7 protein-coding genes are annotated in these 12044 nt (G+C 58.6%); all 7 read right to left on the bottom strand.

Annotated features, from left to right (window positions below; genetic code table 11):
* Positions 1 to 323: 323 nt before the first annotated feature.
* The gene (locus FCL49_RS18260) at positions 324 to 476 is read right to left on the bottom strand and encodes a Hok/Gef family protein (RefSeq protein WP_041418706.1); all 153 of its coding nucleotides are present in this window, start codon (positions 474 to 476) and stop codon (positions 324 to 326) included.
* 315 nt (positions 477 to 791) lie between these two features.
* The gene (fhuB, locus tag FCL49_RS18255) at positions 792 to 2780 is read right to left on the bottom strand and encodes a Fe(3+)-hydroxamate ABC transporter permease FhuB (RefSeq protein ID WP_174354625.1); all 1989 of its coding nucleotides are present in this window, start codon (positions 2778 to 2780) and stop codon (positions 792 to 794) included.
* Positions 2777 to 3685 carry a Fe(3+)-hydroxamate ABC transporter substrate-binding protein FhuD gene (gene fhuD, locus FCL49_RS18250; RefSeq protein WP_174354624.1) on the bottom strand — a complete coding sequence of 303 codons (909 nt, stop codon included), beginning with the start codon at positions 3683 to 3685 and terminating at the stop codon, positions 2777 to 2779. The genes fhuB and fhuD overlap by 4 nt, the downstream gene beginning before the upstream one ends.
* On the bottom strand, positions 3685 to 4482 hold the full coding sequence (gene fhuC / locus FCL49_RS18245; protein ID WP_174354623.1) for a Fe3+-hydroxamate ABC transporter ATP-binding protein FhuC: 798 nt from the start codon (positions 4480 to 4482) through the stop codon (positions 3685 to 3687). The genes fhuD and fhuC overlap by 1 nt, the downstream gene beginning before the upstream one ends.
* Positions 4483 to 4529: 47 nt before the next feature.
* Complete coding sequence (fhuA, locus tag FCL49_RS18240; RefSeq protein ID WP_174354622.1) at positions 4530 to 6719, bottom strand: ferrichrome porin FhuA; 2190 nt, start codon at positions 6717 to 6719, stop codon at positions 4530 to 4532.
* Between the two features lie 254 nt (positions 6720 to 6973).
* Positions 6974 to 9490: a bifunctional glycosyl transferase/transpeptidase gene (gene mrcB, locus FCL49_RS18235; protein WP_174354621.1), complete on the bottom strand. Its 2517-nt coding sequence runs from the start codon at positions 9488 to 9490 to the stop codon at positions 6974 to 6976.
* A 99-nt stretch (positions 9491 to 9589) separates the two neighbouring features.
* The gene (gene hrpB / locus FCL49_RS18230; protein ID WP_174354620.1) at positions 9590 to 12028 is read right to left on the bottom strand and encodes an ATP-dependent helicase HrpB; all 2439 of its coding nucleotides are present in this window, start codon (positions 12026 to 12028) and stop codon (positions 9590 to 9592) included.
* Positions 12029 to 12044 lie beyond the last annotated feature (16 nt).

Raw genomic sequence — 12044 nt, 5'->3', positions numbered from 1 at the left:
TTGGCCTCGGGTTGATGTATACCGACTCGGGGCTTTTCTCTTTCTATCCCTTGCGTATGCTCAGGACGAAAGATCCAGAGCACCCGCGCGCAGTATATTCACCTTCCCCCTGATTTCGGCGTCTCTTTCCGCGCTAAATTCCGTTTCTGCGCAGCGTTGCGCAAAGCACTGCAACAGCCTGAAAATACAGCAGTGCCAGCCAAGGCTGCCAAAGTGAAAACGGCAAGCCGAGGCCTGCCGTTTTGTTTTTATCGGATGGGTGCTCATGGATCAACGCGCAAACAACCAACAGGCGGGAACAACGCCCCCGCCGTTGGGTTGCCTTACCCTTTGGATTCGTAAGCCAGAATGGCTGCAACTTCCGTGTCGCCCAGCTTGATGCGCAATTCGCACAGCGAACCGCGGGTGATCCACATAAGCGCAATCAGCGTCATGCAGATAATCATCAGCCTTGGAACTATCCGTCCCTGCTGCATTTTTGACCTCCTTTTCCTTGCCTCTCGGCAGGTAAGAAGCTAACCTAACGTTCTCTGGCGTTAGAGTTGGCCTCGGGTTGATGTATATCGACACGGGGCTTTTCTCTTTCTATCCCTTGCGTATGCTCAGGACGAAAGATCCAGAGCACCCGCACGCAGTATATTCACCCATCCCCTGATTTCAGCGTCCCTTTCTGCACCAAATTCCGTTTCTGCACAGCGTTGCGCAAAGCGCTGCAACAGTCTGTAAATACAAAAAAACAAGGCCCAGCAATGCTGAGCCTTTGAGGGCAAGAACGGGAGTCGCCAGGTCGTTTACGAAGTTTGCTTGCGCAACAGGTAAACGAAATACGGCGCGCCGATAAAGGTCGCCAGCAGCCCGGCGGGAATTTGGTACGGGAACATCACCATGCGTCCGCACCAGTCGGCAAATACCATCAACAGCCCCCCCAGCAGCGCGGCAATCACCATCTGCGGTAATGCACGGCGGAAACCCAACATTCGTGCCATATGCGGCGCCATCAGGCCGATAAAACTCAGCGGCCCTACGGTCAGCGTTGCCATGGCGGTCAGCGTGGCGGCCAGCAGCAGAATGCTCAGGCGTACCGGCGTCAGGGCAATACCCACCGAGCGGGCGGTGGCACTGCCGAGCGGCAGGATGCTAAGCCAACGACGACACAGCGGCGCCAACGCAATCAGCGCAACTGCAATGACCGCCGTTCGCACCGCCTGCTCCGGCGTCACCGAATAGGTGGAGCCGGAAATCCAGGTCAGCAGGCCACCGGTGCGCGGATCGCCACTGGCCAGCAGCAGGAAAATGGTGGTGGTAAACGCCGTGCTGAGCGCGATACCGGCCAGCAGCATCCGCTCGGTGGAGAACCCTCCGCGCCCGGCGGCAATCATGATCACCAGCAGGGTCCCGGCGGCCCCCAGGCTCCCGGCCGGCAGCAACCAGACAAAGGCATCACCCGGTACCACCAGCAGCATCATCACCACGCCGAAGGCGGCCCCCGAGCTGATGCCCAGGACTTCCGGGCTGGCCATCGGGTTACCGGTCAGTTTTTGGATTAAGGTCCCCGCCACCGCCAGCATCATGCCCGCAGCCAGTGCCGACAACACCCGAGGCCAGCGCCACGGCAGCAATGACTCCAGCTGGGCACCCTGGCTCCAGTGCCAACCGGCGGCGTTTTGGCCCAGCATCAACGCAACGGCAATACCGGCCAACAGCACCGCTCCAGCCAGCGTCACCCACACCAGCAGATGGCCACGTTCGGCCGGCACCTTATCGCCCAGATTCATCGGTGGCGGTGTTGAAGCACTGCGCAGGCGCGGTAGCAACCATAACAACAGCGGTGCACCAAACAGTGCGGTAGCCGCACCGGTCGGGACTTCTCGCCATACCTGCGTCAGCCAGATCATCACCTGATCGGTTAACCACAGCAGCAGAGCCCCCAACAGCGGAGCCAACATCATGCGGTGCGCCAACCGACGCGCACCCAGCATTTTCGCCATCAGCGGAGCAAACAGGCCGATAAAACCAATCACCCCAACGGCATTCACCAACATGGCGCTGAAGATAATTGCCACGGCCAGCGCGCAGAAACGCGCCATCGACAGCCCGAGCCCCAGATTGCGTGCCACACCATCGTCCAGCCCCAGCAGCGTCAGTGGGCGCAGCAACAGCACCGCCAACAGCCCGGCCACCAGCAGGCGCGGCAGAATAAACTGCACGTTGCTCCAGTCTTGCTGGTTCAGCGCTCCGGTACTCCACAGGAACACCCCCTGCAGTTGATCGTAATTGAACAACGCCAGCAGGCTGTTGACCGCACCGCAGTATAACCCCAGCACCAGCCCGGCCAGGATCAGCGTCACCGGCGACATGCGTTTGCCCCAGGCCACGCCGAACACCAGCCCACCGACCACTACCGCCCCCGCCATAGCGGCCAACTGGCGAGTCAGTTCGCCGCCCGGCAACATCCACAGCGTAGCAACCGTCAACCCAAGCTGTGCCCCGGCGGAAACCCCAAGCGTTGCCGGCTCGGCCAGCGGATTGCGCAAAACCTGCTGAAACAGCACGCCGACCAATCCCAACCCGGCACCGGCCAGCAGAGAGACCGACAGCCGCGGCAACAGGCTGTAGTGGAACAGCATTTGCTGTACATCATCGATGTTCGGCGCCATCAGCGCCTGCCCCCACAATGCCCAGGGCAGCTGTTGCAGCAGGTTGTAGAGCGTCAGGCCGCCGGCCGCAGCCAACAGCAGCAGTACCAGCGTCAGCGGGAATGCCCGGATGTGCGCACTCATGAATAACTCTCCTGCGCCTGCTCCAGCAGATGGCAAAAGCGCATCGCCGACAGCGTTGCCCCGTAGAACCACACCGCCGGTACCTGGCGCAATTGATTCTGCCGCACGAAGGGTAATGCCTGCCATAGCGGGGTGGCGCTGACTTTCTTCAACATTTCCTGATTACCGTGGTCGAGATAAATCGCCCGCGCACTTTTCACCATCGCCAGACGTTCAATCCCCACCACTGCCGTGCCCCAAAAGTTGGTTTCCCCTTCCCATGCATTGATTATTCCAAGCTGGTCCATCACTTCCTGAAACAGGCTTTTCTGACCAATGACCAGCGCATGGCGAGTGTCGATCAGTGAAAACATCAGCAATGGCTGTACCGTGTATGAATGCAGACGCTGACGCGCATCCCGAATAAAGCACTCAAACTCGGCCAAATGCTGCACCGCCCGGGTTTCCAGTCCCAGACGCTGCGCCAAGGCTTGCAGTGACTGTTTGGCCACCGTCAGCGGCTTGCCACTGCCGTCGTTGAAGCTAAAGCTCATTGAGGGAGCGATAGGCTCCAGCTTTTGCGGCGTGGGGCCATAGCCTTTCGACAGCAACATCAGCGATGGCTGAAGCTGCTGTAACAGCTCAAGGTTAGGTTCGGTGCGCTGGCCGACATCAATCACCGAGGCAGGCAATTTTGGCTCTTCCACCCACAGGTTGTAGTTATGGATATCAGCGACGGCCAGGGGGGTAACCCCCAGCGCCAACAGCAGTTCAATCGGCAACCACTCCAGCGCCACAATGCGCGCAAGATCAGGCGGCGTGGCAGCGGCTTGCCCTGGCAAAGAAAACAGCAAAGGTGATAGCGCCATAGCCGTTAACAGGCGACGGCGAACGGAATCATGGTGAAAATCAGAGGAATCAGGCATCAGTAGACAAAACTCACCGGCGCACCGCCGCTTGGATGTGGCAGCGTTCCCATAGGAATACCGTAAATTTGTTCCAGCACCTCACCCTGCATCAGATCCAGTGGGCTACCCTGGGCAATCATCTCACCGCCGCGCAAGGCCACCAGATGGTCGCAGTAGCGCGCCGCCATATTGATATCATGCAGCACCGCAATCACCGTCAGGCCACGTTGCCGGCTCAGTTGCTGGATCAGCGCCAGCACCTCAACCTGATGAGCGATATCCAGTGCCGAGGTAGGTTCATCCAGCAGCAGACAGCGGCTGTCCTGCGCCACCATCATCGCCAGCCAGGCGCGTTGACGTTCCCCACCGGACAAACTGTCCACCAGACGGTTGGCGAAGGGCTTCAAGCCCACCAGCGCAATCGCCTCTTCCACCTGCTGACGATCGTTAGTGCCAAAACGGCCCAGCGCGCCATGCCATGGGTAGCGGCCAATCGCCACCAGTTCACGCACCGTCATGCCTTCTGCAGCGGGCAGTTGCTGGGGCAGATAGGCGACCTGACGCGCAAAAGCCTTGCTGTCCCACTGGCCCAGTGGCTGCTGGTTGAGCAACGCACTGCCGGTGGTAGGGCTTTGATGGCGACCAAGAATTTTTAGCAGCGTGGACTTGCCGGAGCCGTTATGGCCGATCAGCCCACAGACTTTGCCCACGGGAAAGGTCAGCGACAAGGGTTGCAGCAGCACGCGGCCGGGAACGGCAAAGCTGGCGCTGTTCAGAGTAAAAGTGGCGTCGTGATTGGGGTGTTTATCCTGCATAGGTCCTACTTAATCCGGGGCGACATCACGCCGCCCCGGTGATCCGGTTAGAAGCGGAAGGTTGCGGTGGCGACCACCTGGCGTTCTGCGCCCCAATAGCAGCCGTAGGTGGCGAAGCAGCTGGAGACGTATTCTTTATTAAACAGGTTGTTCACGTTGATGCCAATCGAGGAACCCGGCAGATTGAAGCGCGCCAAATCGTATTTTATCGCGGCATCAACCACCGTATAGTCTTTCACTTTAAAGGTATTGGCTTCATCACCATAGCTGGAGCCGACATAGCGAACACCGGAACCCAGGGTCAGGCCACTGATGGCGGTTTCATGGAAGGTGTAATCCGCCCACAGTGAAGCCATGTGTTTTGGAATCGCAGCCGGGGTATTGCCCTGAAGCGTAGTGTCTTTGGAATACTCGGCATCCGTGTAGGTATAAGATCCCAGCAGGTTAACGTTGGCCGACAGCGCAGCTTTGGCTTCCAGCTCGACACCACGAGAGCGAATCTCACCGCCCTGCACGCTGGCAAATGGATGATCTGGATTAGGGTCAGCCACCTTGTTGTTGGTTTTAGTCAGCTGATAAATCGCCATGCTGGCAGTAATAGGGCGATCTTTCGGTGCATACTTCACGCCGGCTTCATACTGTTTTCCTTTGGAGGCGGCGAAGGTGTTACCACTGAAGTCCGTGCCTGAAGTCGGCTCAAAGGATTCACTGTAACTGACATAAGGCGCAATGCCATTTTCAAAGACATAGTTCAGACCAGCGCGGCCGCTGAATTCGTTGTCCTTCTGCTTTGATACCGAATTCTGGTTCAAACGGTTGGTGCTGTTGGTGTCGCTCCAGTCATAGCGCCCTCCCATGGTCAGCACCCATTGATTCCACTCGGCCTGATCCTGTACATAAAGCCCGGTTTGCTCCTGACGATTGACCTGACTTGCACCACCGGTAATGGTGTAACTCTGGTTGCCGTACTGGGGGGACACGACATTCAGCGGGGCAGCAGTGCCGTACTGATAGACGACGTCGTTACGCATGCGCATGTAGTCCACACCCATCAACAAGGTATGGTCAACTTGCCCCGTTGCAAACTTGGCCTGTGCCTGCGTATCTACAGTAAAGCTGGACATGTGTTCTTTTGAGTTCATCACGCCACGTGTCAATTCAGCAGGGTTAGTCGCGCTGATACCCTGGCCATAGATGGAGCGGTAATCAACGTCCATCTTGGAGTAGCGCAAGTTTTGGCGCACTGTCCATACGTCATCAAACCCATGCTCAAAGGCGTACCCGACCATCTGCTGCTTACGCGAGATATTGTTGTAACCCGGCTCACCGTCGTTGAAACTGGTTGGTAATTTACCATTGATGCCATTTTGCACCGTGCCCTCTTTCGGCAACCAGCCATAAAAGCCCACACTCGGGTCATCCTGGAAACTGCTGAGGAAAGTCAAAGAGGTACGATCATCCGGCCGCCAACTGAAAGAAGGCGCAATGGCATAGCGCTTACTCTTTTCACCCACCTGCTGCTGATCTTCATCACGCGCCAGACCGGTCAAACGGTAAGAGTAAACACCGTCATCATCCACCGCGCCGCCAAAATCGAAACCGGTCTGGAACAGGTTGTCGGTACCCATCTTGAACTGAACTTCACGAAGGCTTTCGGTGGTTGGCCGTTTGCTGACCAGAGCAACGACGCCACCCGGATTGCTCTTGCCATAGAGAACCGAAGAAGGACCACGCAGCACTTCGGCACGCTCAAGGAAGTAAGGATCGATCTGGTAAATGGAGTAGTTGTCGTCCTGCAGTTTCAGGCCGTCGAGGTACATATTGGTACCCACCGAACTGAATCCGCGAATGTTCACCGCATCGTAGGCGGTAGAAGCACCACGGTTACCCACCATCACCCCCGGCGAATAAGCCAGCGCACCTTTCACCGTCTCCGGCTGGCGCATATCCATCTCTTCACGCGTCACCACGGAAATCGACTGCGGGGTCTTTTCAATCGGCGTATCGGTTTTGGTACCGGTGGCGCTGTGCTTGGCCGCATAGGTGCCGACCGGCCCCCAGGCGCTTTCCTGCTGCGGTTGGCTACTGCCCACCACGGTAAGGGTCTCTTCCCTGGTGTCGGCGGAAAATGCCGGCATTGCCAGCGTGCCAAGTGCGGCAGCGATAGTTATCGCTAACCCACTGACGTGAGTTCGGCCCTGCTTGGCCGCGGAAGATGGGAGACGCTTGGTCAGCATAGGTGGTTTCTCTGGTAAATTATTTGATGACGAATGTAAACGATAATAATTATTATAAGCGACGCATTTTATGCAGAAGCCAAATTAAACTGCAAGTCGAATTCAGCCGGTAAATTGGTGTGTGATTAACCGCTTAGCCCCATTAACCAGATGGAAATAAATTACGCAGAGAAACGAAAAAGCCCGCAACAGAAAGTTACGGGCTTAATAACAAAGAAAAACTTTTCGCCTAAGCGCTTTACATGGTTGACCGCTTACTTGCCAAACATGTCCTTGATCCAACCGGCAACACCGTCAGCATCTTTTTGCTCACCCGCAGCCTGTTGCTGCTGCTGTTGTTGTTGCTCTTGTTGCTGTTGCTGAGCCGCCTGGCTTGCCTGACACAGCCCTTGCGGATTGTCGGTCCACACCGGAATGGTGCGCCCACCACCGCCACAGACAAAGTTACCGCCTGAGTCGATGCCCATCTGGTTGATACCTTCCGGCGGCTGCAACATCAGCGGCAGCGGCGTCTGGTTTTCCAGATAGCGGCGATACAGGGTCAGCGCACCGTTGGCACCGGTCAGCTTGGCAGGGCCGTTGTTATCACGCCCCACCCAGGCGATAGCCACTTCTTTGCCATCAATACCGGCAAACCAGCTGTCGCGCAGATCGTTGGTGGTACCGGTTTTCGCCGCCAGATTGTAGTTGGGGAATTTCACCGACAACGAGCGAGAAGTCCCGCGTGCGACACCCTGTTGCATGGCGTACAAGGTCAGATAAGCCGCCTGCGCCGGCACCACGCGTTCCGCCTGCGGGAAGCTCTGGTACAGCACTGAGCCGTCTTCGGCTATTACCGAGCGCACCGCTGACAGCGTCGCACGATTACCGCCACCGGCGATGGTCTGGTATTCCTGCGCCACTTCCATCGGCGTCAGGCCAATCGCCCCGAGCAGCATGGAAGGTACCGGATTGATTTCCGCTTTCGGAATGCCCAGACGTTGCAGTGTGGCACTGATTTGATCCAGCCCAACCGCCATACCCAGATTCACCGTCGGGACGTTGAGCGAGAAGGCCAACCCGTCCACCAGCATCACCTGCCCACGGAATTTGCGGTCATAGTTGTTTGGCTGCCAGACGGTGCCGTTCGACAATTTCAGCGTCAAAGGCTGATCCGCCAGCCAGGTGTTGAGGCGATATTTGTCCGGCTCGGAAAGCGCAGTCAGGTAAGTGGGTGGCTTGGCCAGTGAACCGACCAAACGGCGCGCCTGCATCGCACGGTTAAACCCGGCGAACTGCGGGTTGGCACCGCCGACCATGGCGCGGACTTCACCGCTGAAGCGATCGACAATCACCATCGCCGCTTCCAGATCCTGAACGTGACGAGCCGCCCTCAATGCCGGAATACCGTCTTCGACCGCTTTTTCCGCCGCATCCTGCGAAACCGGATCCAGCGTGGTGAAGATTTTCACCCCGGACAGATCGTTAACCTTGTCGCCCAGCTTGGCTTGCAGTTCCTGACGCACCATCTGCATAAACGCCGGCTGTGGTGTGATCACCCCACCTTTCGGCTGCACGCCCAACGGCCTGGCGCTGAGCATGTTATACAGTTCTGCATCGATAACGCCCTGGTTCTGCAACAGTTTCAGGACCAGATTACGGCGTTCCAGCGCCAGTTTCGGGTTACGCCAAGGGTTATACAGCGACGCCCCTTTGACCATGCCCACCAGCAGCGCCTGCTGATCCAGACTCAGTTCATCCACCGGGCGGCCGAAGTAATACAGGCTGGCCAGTGGGAAACCGCGGATCTGGTCGTTGCCGCTCTGGCCGAGGTAAACCTCGTTCAGATACAGCTCAAGGATACGATCCTTGCTGTAACGGTAATCCACCAGTAACGCCATGTAGGCTTCGTTGGCCTTGCGCCACAGCGAACGCTCGTTGGTCAGGAACAGGTTTTTCACCAACTGCTGCGTCAGGGTGCTGCCGCCCTGCACCGCACGCCCGGCGGTCAGGTTAGCCAACACGGCACGGCCGATGGAATACGGGCTGATACCGTCATGTTCATAAAAGTGACGGTCTTCGGTGGCGATCAACGTATCCACCAGCAGATCCGGGAAACCGGCGCGCGGCACGAACAGACGTTGTTCACCGTTCGGTGACTGCAACATAGTGATCAGGCGCGGATCGAGGCGGAAGAACCCGAAACTGCGCTGGTTTTCCATGTTCTCGATTTTCGCCAGACGGTTGTTCTGGAAATCCAGGCGGGCGTGGATCTGCCCCTCTTTACCGTCCGGGAAATCAAAGGGACGACGCAGCATCTCAATGCTGTTGGCCTGTACGGTAAATTCCCCCGGACGGGTCATGCGACTGACCTGGCGGTATTGCATGCCCTCCAGCAGATCGACCATTTCCTTTTTGCTGTACGGCATCCCCGGTTCCAGGTTAACCATGCGGCCATACACCGCCGCCGGCAACTGCCAGACCTTGCCGTCAATGCGGCTGCGGATCTGCGAATCCAGATAAACGCCGTAGATGGCCAACAGCACGGCAACCACCAGAATCAGTTTGATCAGCAAGCCGAGCCAGCGGCGTTTTTTACGCGGCGGAGTCGCTTTTACCTTACGCGGCATGCGTTCTTCCTCGTCTTCATAATCATCATCTTCATCCTGGTACTCGTCTTCCTCGTAATCATCGTAATCGTCATCTCGACGACGGCGCGGCGGCTTGCGCGACGCGGTGCGTTTTGGTTGTTTCCCTTTGCGCCCAATGGGCTCGCGGTCATCCCCAGCCATTGCTGTTAATCTCCAGACTTGGCGGCACTGCCGGCCATTATAAGTCGCTTAATCTGTCGTGGCGTGACGCCGCTGAACAGAAGAAACATCTGAATTCATTTACTGATATTTTTTCGTGCGCCGCGTGGGGGCGGTATTTGCCGGGTCGTCCGGCCACACGTGCTTCGGGTAACGCCCTTTCATCTCTTTTTGCACTTCCCGGTAAGCGCCCTGCCAGAACGCCGCCAGATCGCCGGTGATTTGCAACGGCCGGTGCGCCGGTGAGAGTAACTCAAGCACCACCGGGATGCGACCTTCGGCCAGCATCGGACTGCGTTGTTCACCAAACACTTCCTGTAAACGCACCGCCAGCGCCGGGGGTTTGCCGGCATCATAGCGGATCGGCAGTCTGCTGCCGGTCGGCACAGTGTAATGAGTGGGTAACGCATTATCCAGTCGCTGCTTTTGCTGCCAATTCAGTAACCGCGCCAGAGCCTCGGCGATATTCACCTGTTTCAGCCCGCGCATGTCACGTACACCACTCAGCGACGGCAACAGCCACTGCTCCAGTGATGCCAACAACGACTCATCATCGACCAGTGGCCAGTCAGCCTCCGGCAGCCAGCTCTGTGCGCACTGCAGGCGCAGGCGCAACTGTTCGGCGGCGGTGTCCCAGTTGAGCACCGCTACCCCCTGGGCACGCACCCAATTGAGCAGTGCCAGTTGCAGTTCTTCGGCAGCCGGTTTGGCCAACGGCTGCGCACGCAGCGTCAGGCGACCAATTTGCTGGCGTTTCCAGGCGCGCAGCGTGCCTTTTTCCTCATCCCACTCTACGGCGGTTTGCTGGGAAACCATCGCCGGTAACTGTGCCGCCAGCGCCTCGATATCCACCGGCAGCGCCAGCAGGATACGAGCATCCGGGCTGTTATGCCCCTGTAGCAGACTGGGTACGATCAGCCATGGCGCACGCGATAACGCCTCGTCCTGATTCATCGCCGCGCCCATGCCGTTGGCCAGCAGATAACGGCCATCCTGACCGCGCCGTTGAGCGATGCGGTCAGTGAAGGCTAACGCCAGCAGGCGCGGTGCCAACTCGACATCAACCTGCCCGGCCTTCACCGGCAAACGTCGGGCAAGCTGGGTGGCACGGCGTTGCCAGTTCGGCTGTGGGCGACTGAGCCAGTAGCCGATATCCATTTGTCCGCTACGCGGAGGTTCTTCCAGTAACGCTGCCAGCGCGGCGGCCGTTGCCAGCCCATCGGCTCCGAGATCCGCGCCGTGGGTCAGCATCGCCGCCAGCCGTGGCTCACAGCCCAGTTTGGCCATCTGCCGGCCGCGCGAGGTGAGCTTATCCCCGTCATCGATGGCCCCCAACCGCTGCAACAGCCTGCGGGCTGCCGCCAGCGCCGTTTCCGGTGGCCTGTCGAGCCAGGTCAGTTGCCCGACGTCATGGCAACCCCATTGCAGCAACTCGAGCCAAAAACCGGCCAGATCGCTTTGCAGAATTTCCGGTTCGGCGTGCTCTACCGCCCGTTCCGCCTGCTCCCTGGCCAACAGATGCCAGCAGATACCCGGCTCCAGACGCCCGGCACGACCTGCACGCTGAATCATTGACGCCTGACTGATACGCTGTGTGACCAGCCGCGTGAGACCGTTACGCACGTCATATCGCGCCACTCGCTCCAGACCGCTGTCTACCACCAGCCGAATACCTTCGATGGTCAGGCTGGTTTCGGCGATATTGGTCGCCAGCACCACTTTACGTCGCCCGGCGGGGGCTGGTTGAATCGCTTTTTGCTGCTGTGCCAACGGCAAGGCACCGTACAGCGGGCATAGATCGGTATCGGCCGCCACCTCACCGTTCAAGCGCTCGTGCACCCGGTTGATTTCCGCTACGCCCGGCAGGAACAGCAACAGCGATCCTGTCTGTTCCGACAGCAGGCGTTTGACCGCCGCGGCCACGCCGTCCTCCAGCCGCTGATGGCTGGCCAACGGCTGATACTGGCGTTCAACCGGGAAACTGCGGCCTTCAGACACCACCACAGGGGCCTGCGGCAGCAACTGCGACAGGCGGGCGTTATCCAGCGTCGCCGACATGATCAGCAGCTTTAGATCGTCACGCAGACCCTGCTGAACGTCCAGCAGCAGCGCCAATGCCAGATCGGCCTGCAGGCTACGCTCATGGAATTCGTCGAGGATCACCAGCGAGACGCCCTGCAGCTCGGCGTCCTGCTGCAGCATGCGGGTAAGAATACCTTCGGTAACCACCTCTAACCGGGTATTGGGTCCGCTTTTGCTTTCGGCGCGCATGCGGTAACCCACCGTCTGGCCCGGTTCTTCTCCCAGTTGCTGTGCCAACCTGTAAGCCACGTTTTTCGCCGCCAATCGCCGCGGTTCGAGCATGATAATGCGTCCCGGCAACCCGGCTTTGGCCAGGATCTGCAATGGCAGCCAGGTGGATTTACCGGCACCGGTCGGCGCATGCAGCAAGACCTGCGGGGCGGATTGCAGCGCAGTGAGTAATTGATCAAGAACCGCGCTGACGGGCAGTGAAGACACAGAACTCTCCGTAGTG

Origin of the sequence: Serratia proteamaculans (assembly GCF_013337185.1) — a bacterium.
Lineage (GTDB): Bacteria > Pseudomonadota > Gammaproteobacteria > Enterobacterales > Enterobacteriaceae > Serratia > Serratia proteamaculans_D.
This window is presented reverse-complemented; position numbering and strand designations above follow the sequence as displayed.

Excerpts from the sequence above, each read along its gene's own strand:
- FCL49_RS18260 (WP_041418706.1), bottom strand. The coding sequence starts at position 476 with ATGCAGCAGGGACGGATAGTTCCAAGGCTGATGATTATCTGCATGACG.
- fhuB (WP_174354625.1), bottom strand. The coding sequence starts at position 2,780 with ATGAGTGCGCACATCCGGGCATTCCCGCTGACGCTGGTACTGCTGCTG.
- fhuD (WP_174354624.1), bottom strand. The coding sequence starts at position 3,685 with ATGCCTGATTCCTCTGATTTTCACCATGATTCCGTTCGCCGTCGCCTG.
- fhuC (WP_174354623.1), bottom strand. The coding sequence starts at position 4,482 with ATGCAGGATAAACACCCCAATCACGACGCCACTTTTACTCTGAACAGC.
- fhuA (WP_174354622.1), bottom strand. The coding sequence starts at position 6,719 with ATGCTGACCAAGCGTCTCCCATCTTCCGCGGCCAAGCAGGGCCGAACT.
- mrcB (WP_174354621.1), bottom strand. The coding sequence starts at position 9,490 with ATGGCTGGGGATGACCGCGAGCCCATTGGGCGCAAAGGGAAACAACCA.